General features: G+C 58.5%; 14 protein-coding genes and 1 pseudogene. 6 read left to right on the forward strand and 9 right to left on the reverse strand.

The features are described from left to right. Positions 1 to 83 precede the first annotated feature (83 nt). Positions 84 to 1155: pseudogene (locus tag GGD40_RS26980) on the forward strand (tyrosine-type recombinase/integrase); the annotation flags it as partial. A 99-nt stretch (positions 1156 to 1254) separates the two neighbouring features. Here GGD40_RS26980 and grxC read toward each other — a convergent pair. From grxC to GGD40_RS27025, 9 genes are all read right to left on the reverse strand, one after another. After that, on the reverse strand, positions 1255 to 1521 hold the full coding sequence (gene grxC, locus GGD40_RS26985) for a glutaredoxin 3 (protein ID WP_179745704.1): 267 nt from the start codon (positions 1519 to 1521) through the stop codon (positions 1255 to 1257). Positions 1522 to 2300: 779 nt separating this feature from the next. Beyond that, entirely contained in the window at positions 2301 to 3662 is a 1362-nt protein-coding gene (locus GGD40_RS26990; RefSeq protein ID WP_179745705.1) for an MFS transporter, read from the reverse strand. Between the two features lie 80 nt (positions 3663 to 3742). Then, positions 3743 to 5308: an AMP-binding protein gene (locus GGD40_RS26995; RefSeq protein WP_179745706.1), complete on the reverse strand. Its 1566-nt coding sequence runs from the start codon at positions 5306 to 5308 to the stop codon at positions 3743 to 3745. After that, positions 5301 to 5825 carry a (2Fe-2S)-binding protein gene (locus GGD40_RS27000; protein WP_179747067.1) on the reverse strand — a complete coding sequence of 175 codons (525 nt, stop codon included), beginning with the start codon at positions 5823 to 5825 and terminating at the stop codon, positions 5301 to 5303. Before GGD40_RS27000 ends, GGD40_RS26995 begins: the two co-directional genes overlap by 8 nt. A gap of 23 nt (positions 5826 to 5848) precedes the next feature. Further along, the gene (locus GGD40_RS27005) at positions 5849 to 6670 is read right to left on the reverse strand and encodes an FAD binding domain-containing protein (RefSeq protein ID WP_179745707.1); all 822 of its coding nucleotides are present in this window, start codon (positions 6668 to 6670) and stop codon (positions 5849 to 5851) included. Continuing rightward, a complete protein-coding gene (locus tag GGD40_RS27010) occupies positions 6667 to 9714 on the reverse strand; it encodes a xanthine dehydrogenase family protein molybdopterin-binding subunit (RefSeq protein WP_179745708.1) in 3048 nt (1015 codons plus the stop codon). Before GGD40_RS27010 ends, GGD40_RS27005 begins: the two co-directional genes overlap by 4 nt. Before the next feature lie 328 nt (positions 9715 to 10042). Next, on the reverse strand, positions 10043 to 10912 hold the full coding sequence (locus GGD40_RS27015) for a helix-turn-helix transcriptional regulator (protein ID WP_179745709.1): 870 nt from the start codon (positions 10910 to 10912) through the stop codon (positions 10043 to 10045). A gap of 380 nt (positions 10913 to 11292) precedes the next feature. After that, positions 11293 to 12099, reverse strand: coding sequence for an enoyl-CoA hydratase/isomerase family protein (locus GGD40_RS27020; protein WP_179745710.1), 807 nt, complete (start codon positions 12097 to 12099; stop codon positions 11293 to 11295). 457 nt (positions 12100 to 12556) lie between these two features. Next, positions 12557 to 13276: an IMP dehydrogenase gene (locus GGD40_RS27025; RefSeq protein WP_179745711.1), complete on the reverse strand. Its 720-nt coding sequence runs from the start codon at positions 13274 to 13276 to the stop codon at positions 12557 to 12559. A 626-nt stretch (positions 13277 to 13902) separates the two neighbouring features. Between GGD40_RS27025 and GGD40_RS27030 the strand changes: the two genes are divergently transcribed. The 5 genes from GGD40_RS27030 to GGD40_RS27050 are packed head-to-tail and all read left to right on the forward strand — an operon-like array spanning position 13903 to position 17262. Then, positions 13903 to 14871 (forward strand): CobW family GTP-binding protein, encoded by a 969-nt coding sequence (locus GGD40_RS27030; RefSeq protein ID WP_179745712.1) that lies wholly within the window; start codon positions 13903 to 13905, stop codon positions 14869 to 14871. A gap of 45 nt (positions 14872 to 14916) precedes the next feature. Further along, complete coding sequence (locus tag GGD40_RS27035) at positions 14917 to 15420, forward strand: DUF1097 domain-containing protein (RefSeq protein WP_179745713.1); 504 nt, start codon at positions 14917 to 14919, stop codon at positions 15418 to 15420. A gap of 48 nt (positions 15421 to 15468) precedes the next feature. Then, entirely contained in the window at positions 15469 to 16212 is a 744-nt protein-coding gene (gene nthB / locus GGD40_RS27040; protein ID WP_179745714.1) for a nitrile hydratase subunit beta, read from the forward strand. A 25-nt stretch (positions 16213 to 16237) separates the two neighbouring features. Then, positions 16238 to 16864, forward strand: coding sequence for a nitrile hydratase subunit alpha (gene nthA, locus GGD40_RS27045; protein WP_035558311.1), 627 nt, complete (start codon positions 16238 to 16240; stop codon positions 16862 to 16864). 8 nt (positions 16865 to 16872) lie between these two features. After that, entirely contained in the window at positions 16873 to 17262 is a 390-nt protein-coding gene (locus tag GGD40_RS27050) for a nitrile hydratase accessory protein (protein WP_179745715.1), read from the forward strand. The last annotated feature ends 28 nt before the right edge of the window (positions 17263 to 17290 follow it).

The following is a 17290-nucleotide window of genomic DNA, read 5'->3' on the forward strand; positions in this document are numbered from 1 at the left end:
GCGGTCCATTCGAAGATGAGATGGGAATCGCGCAGGTTCACATGAATCTCGGCGCCCGGATCAAAACGGAGTCGGTGACAACAGCCTGCCTGCTCGGAGCCCGTAACGATTGCGAGGCGGTCCAGTCGTGGCTGGCCCTGCATGAGTCCGCCGACACGCACCGCGCGTATCGCAAGGAAGCTGAGCGGCTGGCCCTGTGGGCCATCATCGAGCGGCACGCTGTCGTCGCTCACGACTGACGATGCAATCGCCTACCGTGCGTTCCTGCTGCGACCGGCGCCCCGCGGACGCTGGTGCGGACCGCCTCACTCCCGCCGGTCGGCCGGATGGCGCCCGTTTGCGCATGGGCTGTCCGCACGTTCGGTTGCGTACGCCCTGTCGGTCCTCCGCGCACTCTTCCCGCTGGCTCATCGAGCAGTGCTATGTGCTGGCCAATCCGTTCGTCGGAGTGAAGGTCCGCGGCGCCCCCCAAGCGACGCCATTCGATACCACCCGCTCACTGACGGAAGACGAGTGGCTGCTCATACGCGCCATTGCGAACGATCTCGAGCCGTCGCGCAGCTGGAGCGCACCTGCCGCGCAGCGGCTGCGCTTCCTGCTGGATTTCAGTTATGCGACCGGGCTGAGGGCACACGAACTGATGACCGCAACCCTCGGGGACATCACGTGCGCGCCCCGCGGCGAAGCGTGGCTCCGGGTAACGGGAAAGGGAGCGCAGGAAGGGAAAGTGGCCTTGCCTCCGGTCGCCACCGACGCGCTCGAACGGTCCCTGGTTGAGCGTGGGCTCCCCGTCACGCAAGCGCGATGGACGCCCCACACCCTGTTGATTCCCAATCTGGCCACGACAGGTGAGAGTCCGATTACCCCGACCCGACGGCGGCAAATCACGCATCGGCTTTTTCGGACGTCGCCAGCCTGCTCCAAACCGACAGGTCCGCGCTGGCCGCCAAAATTCGGCGTGCCAGCCCGCACTGGATGCGGCATACGCATGCGTCGCACGCGCTGGATCGGGGCGTAGACCTGGTCGTTGTGCGCGACAATTTGCGGCATGCCTCCATTTCCACGACGTCGACCTATCTTCATGGCGACGATGCGAAGCGGGCACGTCAGATCCATGACGCCTTCGATCGACTGCCCGGGGCGTTGCGGCACTGATCTGGCCTTGGCGAAATATCGTCACACCCTACCAGGTAGGACAACTCCACTATCCAGTAGACGTATGTTTTGAGGCGAACGATGTGTCAACGAATCACGTCAGTGCGGAACCGCTTCTAGCAAAGGCATCAAGCCGCCGGTCCGGTCAAGCCGCGACAGTTCATCAAACCCACCCACATGTGTTGTGCCGATGTAAATTTGAGGAACCGTTCTACGGCCAGTTCTCTCCATCATCTCGGCTTTTCGAGCAGGGTCTTTGTCCACAAAGATTTTTTCAACCTCATCAACACCTCGAAGTTTCAACAGGCGCTGCGCTTGCTGACAATATGGGCAAACCTGCGTGCAGTACATCGTAACTTTGGACATCTGTGACCTCCTACGAAGATTTCGGGGGAACCGTAACCTTTGTAAAACGGCGCTCCCGTTATTTCCGGTCCTCACAACAGCCCATGACCGGAGATGGCGACATTGCTCGCAATATGACTACGCATACTGCCAACATCCATGTAACGATTATACCCATGCTCCAGATTTCTGCACTGCAGGCAATCGCGAAAAATGCAGGCAGCCGCAGACGCGCTGGGAGTCAGAGTCTTCGCATGGATCACCGTGGCATCAAGCGTTTGGCCTCGTCCCTAGAGTCGGAAGGGTGAGTGACGGCGCAACAAGATCAAAAATAGCATCTTCGATTTAGAATAATGCTATTGATCAAATAGAAAGAAACATTCGTAGTGCCGGTTCGGTTGGGCCGCAAAACCGACGGCTGCGTAGTGAACGAATGCTGATCTTCTGAAAGAAGATGTCTGTTTGTTTGGCGAAGCAAAAGCGTAGAAAAGGAAGTAACAGTTGAGCAGCGCTAGAGCCATGCCTTTCATGATCCGGCTCCAGTCAACCGCCTTGATCGAAACCTGGAAACGGACTGGTCCAATATGTTCACGGCTCGAAGCCTCGCAACGCAGCCCGGATTGGAGCCCCGATACTTCGCTCGACTTTTGCAAGCTGAATGGGCGTTACTCATGGCTCTATGCTGCTCGCAGAACCCAGCTCGCCGGCTAGATCAACGTCGCTCGGGCTGCGCTGGGCAAATATCAGCCGAGCAGCCGACATACGGGGGATATCGGCTGCAATCCCGAACGCTCGCTAGCTTAGTTCAAATCCTTGTCCAGCCGCCCCATGGTCTCCGGAACGACAAGAGCCCCAATCAAAAACAAAACACTTACTGAGACTAGCGCTCCGGCGAGGATCAATGGAAGCTCCTGTGGTGTACGGGCCAGCACCGAAACCACTGTAGGCATAATTCCGCCAATTGCGAATCCGATATTCCATGAAAGCCCAGTACCAGATGCGCGTATCGCAGTCGGGAAGCGTTCATTCAGAAAAATAAGAATCGGAGCATAGCTTGCGCTCCCAATCGAGCTTAGCAAGACCGCATAGAGCCCAATCATCCAGATGTTATCCGTACCGGCCATGGCAAGGTAAAATACGGGAAAACAGACGAGCCGGCCTACCCCAAGCCAGATGAAACTGCGTTTTCGTCCGATCAAGGTGCTTAGGTGGCCGGCCGCCGTCGAGGCCAACACAACTGCCGCACTAGACACGAGGAGCACAAGCCCAGCGACGCTGTTAGGTGTGTGGTTGATCACTTTCAGGAAAGTGGGAAGATACCCGGAGGTCAGATAGTATCCGCTCCCTCCCCCGATAGTTAGCAGCAGGTTCACAAAAAGGATTGACCGGTATTTTCTTGAGAACAACACGCGTAGCGGTGATTCAACAGGCTTCTCGGCGACATCCTGAACTGACGCCAACTCCTTTCGCTTTTCCCTCGCAAGTGCAGCCCAGACCGGCGATTCCTCGAGACTATTAAAGACGAATACTCCGAGTACTGAACTTAAGATTCCGGCAAAGAACATGCAGCGCCATCCCCATACGTCGAACAGCGCCCCTGGAAATGCTGCCGAGGTCGCTAGATATACGAGGGATGCAAGCAACGCGCCCAAGCCTGCGCCTCCGCCGCCGACAAATCCAGAAACCGCGCCACGATACTTGAGGCTGACAGTTTCAGTGCCGATTGTGTGCGTCGAGGCGACAACACCACCCACAAATACGCCCTGCACCAGACGCAACAGAAGAAATAGGACGGGCGCGAGAAACCCTACCTGTACGACGGTTGGCAACAAGCCGAACGCCGCTGTCGAGACACCGACGCCAACAACTGACACAATCATCGCCTGCTTTCGACCGTGCTGGTCTGCAAACGAGCCGAAGATCGCCGATCCAAGCGGCCGCATCAACAGCGTCACTGCGAATGATGCATATACGGCCGCGAGCGAAAGCATGGAATTCGTAGATGGGAAAAATAGTCGTCCCACGACTGGAGCTACAAACAACACGACGAAGAGATCGAACAGGTCCAATGCCCAACCAAGACAGGACGCCATGACGGCGGCGAAGACCTGTTTCCCACCGACCGTGCCTGCTATTTGACCACTACGAAGAGCCTCTCCCATTTCTATCTCCATCCAATGTTATATATTTAGTAATACTATTTATAAGGTATATATTTAGAGCGTGAATTTCATGTGGGCGGCTACCGCTTGCTGACGTCCGACACAACCGCCTCGGTCGGGACGTAATCCCCCCCGGATAACTTGCGGCGCAGAATCTTTCCTACGGGAGATTTCGGGATCTCCTCCACGAAGACGTATTCGCGTGGACGTTTGAAATTCACCAGATCGGAATCGCGGCAAAAGGCATCGAGAGCGTCCCCGTCGATATGAGTGGATCGCTTGATAAATGCCACGACCTTTTGCCCCCAACGCTCATCCTTCAGTCCAACGACAGCCACCTCGTCCACCGCCGGATGCAGCGACAGGAGCGATTCGATATCCACCGGCGATATGTTCTCGCCTCCGCTGATGATCATGTCATCAACGCGGCCGGTGACAAAAAGATCCCCGTCGGGGTCGAGATAGCCGGTATCGCCCGTGAAGTACCAGCCGTTCCGCAACGACTTCGCGTTGGCATCGGGACGATTCCAGTAACCTTCAAAAGCTTCGTCGCTGGCCAGTTCGACGACGATCTCTCCTTCTTCTCCCGCTCGTGCGATGTCGTCCGGACCCATTGCATCGAGCCTCACGACGCGCAGTCGAGTGTTGAATCCTGCTCGCCCGGCGCTTCCAGGTTTTTTAGTAGCGTTCTGGTCCACGGCGACCGTGTACACCTCCGACGAACCATAGTGATTGACAAACAGCTTCGGCCTGAAGGCGGCCGAACACCGTTTGAGCAGTCCGTCGTTCATCGGGGCTCCCGCAAACCCTAGCTTGGTGACCGAACCGATATCGGTTTCCAGGAATTCAGGCGCCGCGAGGAGATCGTGATACAGCGTCGGGACGAGATAGAGGCAGGTAAGCCTGAAGCGGTCGATCGAGGCCGCCGCGTACGCTGCATTCCAGCGGCGAACGCAAACAAAAAGACCATCGACCATCGCCATCGCGATAAGCGATCGGACACCCATCGTGTGGTAGAGAGGCATGACCCCGAGCGTGCGCTCCCCCCGCTCATAGAGATTCTGGGCAACGTGAGCCAGTGCCGCAGCTCGTTCCTGCCGATGCCGGCGTGGGACGCCCTTTCCCATACCCGTGGTTCCAGACGTATAGAGCATCACCGAATGATCTTCAGGACTGGCCAGCGGGGTCAATGGTCCTTTACCGACCCTGTCATGGACATCCGCAAGAAGATCGTCGAGGCCGTACGACGCACCCTCGACTCCATCCAGGCCGATTCTGATTGTGCGTTGAGCCGCCTCACTTTTTGACACAGCGTCGCTAGCTATCGGCTCGTACACCATGACCTTTGCACCCGCATCGGTCACATAGTAATCAAGCTCTTCGGGCTTGGTTCGCCAGTTGATGGGGACCATTACGACACCAGCCATCTGACACGCCCAGTGTAGGGTCGCCATTTCCCATCGGTTCTGAAGAACGGCAATCAATCGATCGCCTCGATTGAGCTCGAGCCTACTCAGGATACTTATGAATTCTCTGATTCGCGTGTGCCACCCCGCATAAGTCAATTGGACATCGCCGTCGACGAGCGCCAGCGCATTCGGACTGCGCTCGACGGCCTGCAGGAATGTACGCCCCAAATCAAGCATGATTCACCTCTTCCACGACACGTTCATTGCGCCGCAAAGCAGCTACGTCAAGCACGGCCTGCACGATTGGGGTGTATCCCGTACATCGGCAAATGTGCCCTGATAGCATTTCGCGCACATCGTCTTCTGTCGGATTGGGTTCGCGCTGCAAATAGTCTTCACACGACATGAGAATGCCGGCCGTACAGAATCCGCATTGAAGCGCATGGCGCCGACGGAATGCCAGTTGCAGGTCGCTCAGCGTGTTGCCGTTCGCGAGACCCTCGACTGTGTCTATCCGACGCCCATCGGCCTGAACCGCGAGCATCAGGCAGGACCTTCCCGCAACGCCGTCGATATGGACCGTGCAGGCGCCGCAGACTCCGTGCTCACACCCTACGTGGGTACCCGTCGCGCCCAGCTCGTTCCGGAGAAAGTCTGACAGGAGTTCGCGCGGTTCACATTCAGCTCGACGCGTACGTCCGTTTAACGCGAGCGTAACGACGCGTGTCTCTCCTTGCGGATGCGCTGCCTGCAATGGATTACGGCTTTTTCCTCTAATCACGTCGCCTCCTGTATGGCCTTCCAACCAAGCTGTCGAACCAGATGCCTTCGATAAGCCGCACTGACATGAGCATCGTCCTGCGCACCGAGCTTCCACGCGAGGTCATTGAGTGCGCCACGCAGATCATCTCCGTCCAGTTTTGGCAATGTTTCTACTACTGGACGATCAGATACTCCGCCGACGCCAATTCTTATCGCCTCATCCGTCACCACCGCCGCACACGACACTAAGGCAAAGTCGCCGTGTCGTGCAGAGAGTTCAGTGAAACCAAAGCGCTGCCCCGGCCGCGCCAGGGGGAAACGTACGGCGGCAACAAGCTCATCGGGCTCGCGCGCAGTCATCAACATGCCCTGGAAAAAGGCCTCAGCGCTCAAGACGCGCTTGCGCTTTTTAGACCTCAGCATGACGTCCCCTCCAAGCGTCGCCAACGCCAGGGGCAATTCGGCACTAGGGTCTGCGTGCGCGACCGAGCCACAGACCGTTCCACGGTTACGAATCTGAAAGTGGGATATATGCGGAAAAATGAGCGTCAATAGCGGAACCTCGTCGGCGAGCGTCTTTCGCCACTCGACCTGCCCCTGCGTCGCCGCGGCGCCAACAACGAGATGACCACCCTGTGTATCAGCCTCCACGACGTTCAGGTCTTCGGTACGGGAGATGTCGACGAGCCAGCGAGGCTGTGCCAATCGCATGTTTAAGACCGCCATAAGCGACTGGCCGCCGGCCAGGACACGCGCATCCGCGCCGCCATGATGCAACGCCTCGAGCGCATGCTCCGTATCCATCGCGCGCAGGTAACTAAACTCGGGCGGCTTCATGAAGACCTCCTGAACCATCCCGCAATTTTTTTGAACCAGGAATTGCTGCCCTTGATCGGCATTCCGGACGCCTGCCGGCCCAAGGACTCGAACAACTGCGAAAGCACGACTTTTGCTGCACCCTCCAGCATTCGCCCTCCGACCGCGGCCACTTTCCCAGACACCTGCGCCTCGTAGTCGTACGACAGCAAGGTGCCTTTCGCGGTCGGCGTGAGTTCGACGAGGCCCTCGCCCTGAGCGCTTCCTAACGACGACAGTCCCGCGCCGGCCAGACGCAATCTCTTCGGCGCTTCGATATCCGACAGCCCTATCTTTGCTTCGAAACGGGCTTTGATCATGCCTACGCCAACGGTCACATCGGCCCGGTACTGGTTCTCGCCAATGGTCTCCAACGCATTGCAGCCCGGAACCACCTTCGCGAGCGCAGCAGGGTCCATCAGAACGGCGAACACGGCTTCCGGCGTGGCTTCGATCTCGACGCTGCCTTGCGCAGTCAGCGCCTTCCCCGCTCCCGCCTGCTTTTTCTTCGGTGTCGCCCCACGATATTCGGGTCGCGACGGTTCCGGTTCGTCGATGCCAATCATCTCCATTACCTTTGCTGGAGTGAGCGGCAGCCGAATATCCTGGACGCCCAGAGCGTCCGCCACCGCGTTAGCCACGCAAGGCGGCGTGCTCATGTTGTTGCCCTCGCCAAGCCCCTTCGCACCAAGCGGCGTGAAAGGCGAAGGGGTTTCCAGGTGGATGATGATCGGGTCGGGCACTTCGCAGGTAGTTGGCATCAGATAGTCAGCGAGCGTGCCCGACTGGAAGCTTCCGTCCGCGCCATATCTGAACTCTTCGTAGAGCGCCGCACCCAGTCCTTGTGCGAAAGCGCCACGAATCTGGCCATCGGCAAGGGCGGGATTCAATAACTTGCCCGCGTCATGGGTGGTCACGTACCGGTCAATGCGGATGCGCCCCGTCGCCGGGTCAACCTCGATTCCGCACATATCAAATGCGAACCCGTAACAGGCGGACGTATTGATCCTGTCCTCCGCATCGGGCGGTTCCATATTTGGCGGCGTCCAGAATACGGTCTCGCGAAGACCCGGCTCCTCCCCTTCGGGCAACAGTGAGGGAGCCCAGTGAGGTGCATTGCTAGCCACACGGTTGAACGGGAGTGCCTTCTCCGGCTGCTGCTTCGAGAAAATCCGCCCGTCTTCGAAAACGATATCCTCCGGCTCGCACCCGAATTGAGCAGATAAGATCCGGCTAAGTTTGTCCTTCACCCGCATTGCCGCGAGATGGACCGTTCCAGCTACGGCGCCCGCGAATCGACTCGAGTAGTTCCCGGACGCGACTGACCAGGCATCCTTGTGCGTATCGAACTCAACATTGACGACGATATCCGCCGGGTTCAAACCGAGCACGTCTGCGACAACCTGCGCGCAAACGGTCATATGGCCTTGCCCCGCCGGCGTGGAGGCCACAGTTACCACGACGCCCCCAAGCAAGTCGACGCTCACGGTCGCGCTGGCGATCGCACCGCTTTTTGGCCCAGCTTTGCGACGAGCCTCGACCGGCAACACGGTCGAGATATATCCCATGTTCGATACCGATGGTTCCACGATTGCGGCGAAACCTATTCCGTAGAGTCGCCCTTCGCTACGCGCAAGCTCACGGCGCTTAACGAGTTCCTCATAACCTCCCTCAGACAAGGAACGCCGAAGCGCTTCCTGATAATTCCCCGAGTCCAGAAGCGCACCCGCCGGCGTCCGATACGGAAACGCGCTGGACGCCACGAAATTGCGGCGATATACGTCGAGTACATCGAGCTGCAACTCAATGGCGATTCGTTGCACGAGTCGCTCGAGCGCGAAATACACCTGCGGTCCGCCGAAGCCTCGCACGAGCCCGGTCGGCGTTTTGGTTGTCAGGGCGACACGATTGCGCACGAGGAGATTGGGGATTGCATAGGCCCCGGTCAGGCATCCATGCATCCGGTAGAAGGTTGCGGGCTCCGGCGCACGCAGATAGCCCCCGCAATCCTCAATCTGGTCGTAGGACAGCGCGGTAATACGCCCATCGCTCTCAACGGCGGCATCGATGGTGCTCCAGCGTGCCGTCGCGGACGTGGCGGCGGTAAGATGTTCGAGCCGGTCCTCGACCCATTTGACAGGCGCGCCGGCCTTACGTGAGGCGAGGCACATCAACACGACGTACGGAAAGACGGCTTGCTTCACGCCAAAGCTGCCACCGGAATCACGCGGCGCTTTATGGCGCAAACGATTCGCCGGCACCTTGAGCGCCATCGACATCACCGCGTGGAGCGAGAACGGCCCCATGAAATTCGACGTCACCTCATAGCCTTCATCCCCTTGCAGATGCTCGGCAATGACAACCGCGCATTCAATCGGCGTACAAGTGTTGCGGGGATAATGCGCCTCGATCGATACGTGATAAGGCGCCTTCGCGAATGCCTCTTCCGGCTCCCCATATCGGAAATTCCGGTCGCTCACGATGTTCGTCCCAACCTTTGGATGCAGGATTGGCGCATCGTCGGCCATGGCCGCCTGAATCGAAGTCACGGGAGCGAGCGATGTGTAGTCGACCTTGATGCGCTCGATTCCGTCTTCGGCCATTGCACGTGACTCTGCAATCACTACCGCTACGGGTTCGCCGCTGTAACGGACACGGTCGATCGCAAGCGACCAGTGCTCCATGGGCGACTTCACGCCAACCACAAACGGCTGTGACCACTGTCGAATATCCTCGCCGGTCAAAACGGCGTGCACCCCTTTTTGTGTGAGCGCCGCGCTGACGTCAATGCCGTTAATCTCTGCGTGAGGATGAGGCGAGCGGAGCACTGCAGCGTGCAACGTGCCGGGCTTGACTGCGATGTCGTCCCCGTACCGACCTCTTCCCGTCAGAATGGCCGCATCCTCAAGCCGTTCCATGGATCGCCCCAGGTAAGGAGTGCGCTCCGGCGTGGCCTCGGGGGTGGCGGGGATGGACGTACGGTTTGCGTGCCGCTCAACCAGTAATTCGGTCACGGATTCGCTCATTTGTGTCTCCTGCATTTTTCGTCGCGCTGCCGCATCAAAATTTGCGACTCGTGTCGCTTGTGCGCGCGCACGGGCATATCTCGAACGACTGATCACCTGACAGTTAGGCGCAGCCACTTTCGACCCGCACGAGAAATGTAACGCGGAGGGGCCGGGATCGGCTTACCTCAACGTCGTCCCAATTACCCTGGAGTCTGATGCTTTGCAGTCGACGCGTTTCCGGCAAAGACGCTTTCGCCGCCCGCAAATCAGGTAGGCGTCGTCGTTTCGCCGGCGGGTTGCAGACGATAAAACCTGGGGGAAATTTGGACCGTCCCGTTCGCTCGCGTCAGATTTCGACCTGATCGAGATTGGGATCGTAGATATCCACGACCTTGCGGTATTCACTCGGCGTAATGCCGAGATGCTGACGGAAAAACCGCGTGAAATGCCCAGGCGCCGAAAATCCCAGATCGTACGAGATATCGGTCATCGAATTGCTGGTTGAGGACAGGTCTTTGATGGCTGCCTCCATACGCAATACGTTGAGGTAGACGTTGGGGGTGACGCCGGTGCAGCGATGAAACAGCGCGAAGAAGTGAGCACGTGACAAGCCGCAATGCTCCGCCAGTCCGTTCATGTCCGGATCGGCCCCGGTATTCTCGCGAAGCCAGGATATTGCCTTCCGGATGCGAGGGTCACTCGGGCGACGACTGGCGACTTCCATCTGTCTCGACAATTCACGCCAGCTCTTTCCGGGGTCTATGACCGCGATCATCAAGTCGCAAAGCAGCCCCTCCAGACGCCCCGCAGCGATACTATCGGACCACCACATCTCAAGTCCAAGCTCCTCCGATAGTTTTCGCGCCGAGGCAGACATGGGCACGCAGGGCTGCGGGAAAAACTCAGGGCGTCCAGCGTGTCCGAGCGGATGTTGCACTTGAGCCAACCAGTCAGGCTCGATATACATCGCAAGAATGATCGTGTGCTGTTCCGCGCTATTGTGTACGTAGGCGTGCGACTCCCAAGGATTTACAAGCACAGCCGTGTCGGCCGTCAGGGGCTGCAATTCATCACGCACAGCAAAGAATGTGTCAGGTCCGGCCGCTTTTATCAGCAAATGGCAATGGTGATGAGCGTGCTGAACCAGCGGTGCGTCCATATCCAACAACGCCACCCGACCGAACCTGCCCTGGTAAATTTTGATCGCACTGGACACTTGTCTGGTCCCTCATCGCAGACACATCGCATCGAGCCACGCATGCGATGTGGTTGTCTCCTTCTTACCCGTAGCGCCCCTCGACCGCTATCGAAAATCCAGGGGCGGCTATGAGCTTTCTTTCCTCGTATGCGACCCGCACTTCGCCTCGATTTGTCTGCCCGCCCAGATGGACCGGGCGAGCAGTCGATTCAACCTTCTTCTGCCGTCCGTCAGGGCAGAACACTCGTTGACGCGTCCAGGAAATGGGAACTAATCGCCGTCATTTCAATTCCCGGATGCGCCACGAGAGTATCGCCGGTCGTATCACTGAAGCGTTCAACGGATCACGTATCGTGCCACAAACGCGACATGCAACCGGTTGGTTGAATCGGGTCGCCTTAGCTACCGTTGAAAACAGCCTTGCGTTTCTCATGGAATGCCTCGACGCCTTCGCGGAAGTCGTTGGAGCTACGCAGACGGCTGTAGCTGTGGCCCTCGAGTTCAATTGCAATCGACAACGGAGCATCCTCCGTGTCGTTCAGCAGCTTCTTTGCGGTACGCTGCGCTAAAGGCGAGAACGCCAGCAGTTCACGGACAAGAGAATCTGTAGCACTTTCCAGCTCGGCGTCCGCCACCAGTTCGGTCGCAATGCCCCAGTTGTACGCCTGCTCTCCGGTAATGCGACGTGAGCGCATGACGATATCCTTCGTGCGCCCGATCCCAACCATTTTCTGCAGGCGCGCGGAGCCACCAGAGCCCGGAATCTGCCCAAGCTTTTGTTCTGGAAGCGCATACAGCGTCGTCTCTGTTGCGATTCTGAAGTCGCACGCAAGCGACAGTTCGAAACCGACGCCGAAGCAGTACCCCCGATTTTCAGCGATTACCGGCTTACTGCACCGCGCCGGCGCCGCGATGTTCCATGCCAACTTCGAAACATGTTCAGGCGAGGCTTCGATAAACCCTTTGATATCGCCACCGCTTGAAAAGTGCTCGCCAACAGCGCGAACCACAATCACGCGAACCTTCGGATCATCGTCCAAAGCCTCGAATACTGCACGCAGCTGATCGCGCTGCAACATGGACACTATATTGAATGGCGGCCGGTCAAATACGATGTCGGCACGGGAGTCCGCCTCTTTAAACTCCACCCGAAAGCCATCGGGTTCCGCAAGCAGTCGTTGAGCGGGATGAACGATTTTGGTCATAGAAGTTCCTCTGTTGGCGATGGTAAGGGTTACCCTCTCACTTGACCTGCCACTCGAAGGCATGACGAACGGCGGGATGTCGATCGAGCGTGCAGTCAAGTCTGATCATTGACAGCAATGAGGCCGGCAAAGCGTTGGACGCATTGGTCGCGCAAGTGGAAGATGTCTCGCAAATTATGTTGATCGTTCCTGCTTAGGGCTCAGTCGAACCTTCCGGCATCTGAGGCAGAAAATCGTTAATGCAGTATCGGACAACACTCAAGCGGCTGCTTACCAGCGAGTTCGGCGAGTTACCCTAGAGTCTGATTTTGTGACTCGGCGCGGGTTGACCGCGAAGCGAAAGGGCAATGTTTCGCGCGGCGTTGTTGGCGGAATGGCGAACCGGGTCGCCGTAGACAAGAGCACCATGCAAGCCCGGCGTCCGCATGCAAACACCGCGCACATCCGATGTCGCAAGTCACCTCAGCCGATAATTCGGAGCTTCCCTAGTGATTTGAACGTCATGCACATGTGACTCGCGAAGGCCTGCACCCGTGATCTGCACCATTTCCGCGCTGTCCTGAAACTCTTCGACGGTACCGCATCCGCAGTAGCCCATGCTCGCACGCAAGCCTCCAGCCATCTGAAAAATGATCGGCGCGATAGGTCCTTTGTACTCAACCCGTGCCTCGATACCTTCCGGAACGAGCTTGTCGAGATTCGCAGAATTATCCTGAAAGTATCTGTCCGCCGATCCGTCTTTCATCGCCCCGATTGAACCCATACCGCGATACGCCTTGAACTGGCGTCCTTCGTACAGAAAAACCTCACCGGGCGACTCTTCGGTACCGGCAAGCAAGCTGCCCATCATCACGGAGTCTGCGCCTGCAGCCAGGGCTTTACTCGCGTCACCGGAGTACCGAACGCCCCCGTCCGAGATAACTGGAACACCTGAACCGCGAATCGCATCAGCGACAGATGCCACGGCAGTAACCTGCGGAACGCCGATCCCCGCCACGATGCGGGTGGTGCATATCGACCCTGGCCCGATACCAACTTTAACCGCGTCCGCGCCTGCGTCGACGAGGGCCTTTGCCGCCGCTGATCCTCTATGCCTATGAGGCATTGGCTCGGGATTCGAGCGGGTGCATTCCCGCCGGACTGCTTCAATCGCATGCGTCGCAATCGCTGTATGCATTTGATTTTCGATGTCGAACGCTAGCACTTCAGGACGCGGTAGCGTTAGGCCTCAACTGCAATCTATCCCTGAATTTCATGCCGGGTGCAAGTTGTCACCCTCTGTACGGAATCGACGCACTTCGTTCAACGGGCATCGATCTAATGCAGGGATTCTTCTTTTCCAAACCGCGCATTGGAACTTGCCCCAGGTTCGACAGGAGCTGGTCGACGATATAGAAAGCGCCTCAACGTTCGCGTGAATCGTTCGGATAGTTCCATTCTTTCGCATCCGAACTTCGTCTTCATGGCCCGACACCTGTCAGGGCGTGACGAAATGTTTCCTGAATGCGCAACACCCGCCCGTTGATCTGTCAGGGCGTGCCCTTCGGAGAGTCATCTGCGCATGATCTCGGCACAATTTCGGCGAAACGTGCACCGGCGCGGGGCCCCTGGCGAGCGGATATCGCGACCTCTTTAAAGGCGGTCGCTGGCTGGATTTGACCAATCCGGCAATTCTGGCACTTTGGCACAGCGATTCAAGCCAAATGCTTCACGCGTCGGGCCAGTTAAGTCTTGTCGGCCCGAAAGTCGCTCTGTTTGCCTCATCTTCCGGCAGGTGTGCCGAAGAATATGAGGAGAGTGAAGATGCGGCTCAACAAAATTCCGACCACGGTGATCACCGGCTTTCTCGGCGCCGGCAAGACCACGCTGGTCAATCACCTTCTTGAACATGCGCGCCCTCTCCGCATCGGCATCATCGTCAACGAATTCGGCGAAGTCGGTGTCGATGGCGAACTGATCGTCGCCGACGAAAATGCGCTGGTGGAGATCAACAACGGCTGCGTATGCTGCACTGTCCGCAAGGACCTCGTTAAAAGCGTGTCCGAACTGCTCGAACGCCCGGGCGAGCCGCTAGCGCGTTTGATCGTGGAAACCTCCGGGCTGGCCGATCCCGCCCCGGTGTTACAGACCTTTCTTGCCGACCCGGATGTTCGCGAACGGGTGGAACTGGAGTCGGTGGTCGCCGTCGTGGACGCGCATCATTTTCACGAGCAACTCCACAATGAGATTGCACGCGAGCAAGTCGTGTTCGCGGACCACATCATCATCAACAAGACCGATCTGGTTGATGCGCAGGAGGTGACGAGCCTCATCGCACGTATCCGCACACTCAACCCTAGCGCAGTTATCGACATTGCTCGTCACGGCGCGATCGACGTGAAATCGGTTCTCGGCGCACGGCATTTCTCGCTGGATACGTTGCTCGCGGTCGAGCCGGATCTACTCGACGAAGGCGCACATGACCATGAACACGATAGCTCCATCACATCGTGTGCATTCGTTCTTCCAGGGCCACTGGACGCCACGCGCTTCAATCGCTGGGCCAACCAGCTCGTGCAGACCCACGGCCAACAACTCTTGCGCATGAAAGGGGTGCTGAACCTGCACGAAGAGCGTCGTCGCCTGCATTTCCATAGTGTCCACATGTTGCTCGACTCCAGCTTCGGAAAAGCGTGGGCGCGGGACGAACCGCGCGACAGCAAGTTCGTGATGATTGGCCGGGACCTCGACGTGCCGACCTTGCGCGATGGTTTGCGGGATTGCATGGCCTGAGTGCCTATTTTTTTACCCACGTTCACTTACGTCCGGAGTTCAAAGATGAAAAAGTCAGAAGCCTATACCTTCAGCATCGGCGTGCTCGCGGTGGCCGATACATGGCTCACCGCCACCGTCTTTCCAGTGCCCGTGTGGGTCACGTTCATCGCGTGGGCGTCGTTCTTCGTACTCGGCGCGGGACGTGCAGGTTTCGTCAAATCCGTGGCGTCGAATCTGGCCGGCGCGGTGATCAGTTCACTCACCCTGCTTGCCATCGCAACGACTAGCGGCAGCGCGCTGGCGGTCGCTATCCTGGTCGGTGTCGGCAGCGCTGCGATGGTCCAGGCATCGAAGATCAAGCTGCTCGATGTACTGCCGGCCATCGTCTGGGGCTTCGCCTCGACGGTGGGCACAACCGTCGCGACAGGCAAACCCATCACCACGATCGGTCTGAGCAACCCCGGCCTCGTCGCGGCCGCGGCGCTCATAACCGGCGCAGCATTCGGGTTCGCGTCGGAAGTGCTGGGCAACGCGCTTGCATTCAAACATGAGCACAAGCTCGGATAAGGCATATGCGCCTCGCTTCCCCTACTCGCTAACTTACTGGAGTCAACTGTGAAACTACAGCACCACCTCGGCGGCGTCGAGAATCTGGGCCCTGTCAATGTCGAAACGCGTGTCTTCGTGGAGCCCTGGGAGCGTCGCATTTTCGGCATTCACACTGCCATGATGGCTGAGAGCAATCACCTCGGCGATGCGTTGCCGGCTTACCCGATCAAGACACTGCCGACCGCGTTCAACAGCACATGGACATGGGCGTCGTTGCGCACCGGCGCGGAAGACATGCAACCATTCGAGTACTTCAAGTACCGTTACTACGAGAAATGGCTGATGGGTATCTCGCAGTTTTTTGTGGATCAGGGGTACATCACGGCTGCTGAACTCGCCGAACGCACTTCGCTCTATCGCGCCAATCCTCTGGCCCCTTTACCGGAAAAAACCAGCGATCCGATCAGAGCGCAGATCGACGCTTATCTGGAGAAAGGCGATTCCGGCTATCACGAGCCGCGTGCTCCGGCGCGCTTCTCGAATGGAGAAACCGTGCAGATCGCCGATCCCGAAGCGGTCGATCACACCCGTTTGCCCGGGTATTTGCGCTGCAAGACCGGCAAGGTCGTCGAGGTGTATCCCGGCACATTTTCGTATTTCGTTTCAACCGGTGTGGATGGAATCGGCGAGCCGATGGCGGTCTACCGGGTCGCCTTCGACGCCGCCGACATTTGGGGCGAGGGAAAAAGCGAGCCCCACACCACGATCTACGCGGACCTGTACGAAGCCTACCTCCAGGCAACCGTCTAACCAGCGCAAAAAAAAGGGAATTGTCATGACTCAACTGTTTCAGTATGACGGCGACCGTGAGGCTTCGAGCGCCGCCAAAGTGCGCGCGCTCGAAGCATTGCTGATCGAAAAAGGGGTAATCGGCAGCGACTCCGTCGACGCGGTGCTCGGCCACTTCGAAACCGCGGCGGGCCCGTTCAACGGCGCAAAGATCGTCGCCCGGGCGTGGGTCGACGAGGCGTTCAGGCAACGCCTCGTCGAGGATACGCCAAAGGCGATCGCGGAACTGGACCTGCCGGCCGGCATGTCCGGCGCGGAAGGGGAGCACATGGCGGCCGTGGCAAACGGCGACGGTGTGCACAACCTGATCATCTGCACGTTGTGCTCGTGCTATCCGTGGCCTGTGCTTGGCTTGCCGCCCTACTGGTACAAGGACCCGGTGTTTCGCGCTCGGGGCGTCCGCGAGCCACGAGCGGTATTGCGCGAATTTGGCGTCGACGTACCGGCGGAAACCGAGGTCAAGGTGTGGGACAGCAGTGCGCAGATTCGCTGGTTCGTCGTGCCGGAGCGTCCCGCGAACACTGAACACCTGAGCGAACCTGAGTTGGCCGCGCTCGTGACACCGGAATCGATGATGGGTGTCGCGCTGGTCGCTTCGCCCGCTGCCGCGTGAGGTCGATCATGTTTACGCGGTTCGAGGAATATGCAGCGGCGTCGATGCTCGGTGCAGACGACTCTCCGCCACGGCTGGACGGCAAACTGGTGTTCTCCAGTCGTTGGGAGCGGGATGTGTTCGGCCTAGCGCTGTCGCTTTCGAAAGCGGGCTACTTCGAGTGGGAAGAGTTTCGCCAGTGCCTGATCGCGGCGATCGCGCGCTGGGAGTCGGCGCCGTGCGAAGGTCAGCCACGCTGGGATTACTACGAGCGTTTTCTCGAAGCATTGCTGGAGGTGGTCGAGTCGAGCGGAGTTCTGTCGCGCGACGAGCTCACGCAGATACTGGTCGCCAGACGGCCGGCGATAGCAACGGCAACGCATGCGGCAACGAGTCCGGCACACTTAGAAAGTCATTGAGTTTGAGTCTTCCCCAACCAGGAGAAAC

The sequence above is a fragment of the Paraburkholderia bryophila genome, assembly GCF_013409255.1.
GTDB lineage: Bacteria > Pseudomonadota > Gammaproteobacteria > Burkholderiales > Burkholderiaceae > Paraburkholderia.

Excerpts from the sequence above, each read along its gene's own strand:
- grxC (WP_179745704.1), bottom strand. The coding sequence starts at position 1,521 with ATGTCCAAAGTTACGATGTACTGCACGCAGGTTTGCCCATATTGTCAG.
- GGD40_RS26990 (WP_179745705.1), bottom strand. The coding sequence starts at position 3,662 with ATGGGAGAGGCTCTTCGTAGTGGTCAAATAGCAGGCACGGTCGGTGGG.
- GGD40_RS26995 (WP_179745706.1), bottom strand. The coding sequence starts at position 5,308 with ATGCTTGATTTGGGGCGTACATTCCTGCAGGCCGTCGAGCGCAGTCCG.
- GGD40_RS27005 (WP_179745707.1), bottom strand. The coding sequence starts at position 6,670 with ATGAAGCCGCCCGAGTTTAGTTACCTGCGCGCGATGGATACGGAGCAT.
- GGD40_RS27010 (WP_179745708.1), bottom strand. The coding sequence starts at position 9,714 with ATGAGCGAATCCGTGACCGAATTACTGGTTGAGCGGCACGCAAACCGT.
- GGD40_RS27020 (WP_179745710.1), bottom strand. The coding sequence starts at position 12,099 with ATGACCAAAATCGTTCATCCCGCTCAACGACTGCTTGCGGAACCCGAT.
- GGD40_RS27025 (WP_179745711.1), bottom strand. The coding sequence starts at position 13,276 with ATGCATACAGCGATTGCGACGCATGCGATTGAAGCAGTCCGGCGGGAA.
- GGD40_RS27030 (WP_179745712.1), top strand. The coding sequence starts at position 13,903 with ATGCGGCTCAACAAAATTCCGACCACGGTGATCACCGGCTTTCTCGGC.
- GGD40_RS27035 (WP_179745713.1), top strand. The coding sequence starts at position 14,917 with ATGAAAAAGTCAGAAGCCTATACCTTCAGCATCGGCGTGCTCGCGGTG.
- nthA (WP_035558311.1), top strand. The coding sequence starts at position 16,238 with ATGACTCAACTGTTTCAGTATGACGGCGACCGTGAGGCTTCGAGCGCC.
- GGD40_RS27050 (WP_179745715.1), top strand. The coding sequence starts at position 16,873 with ATGTTTACGCGGTTCGAGGAATATGCAGCGGCGTCGATGCTCGGTGCA.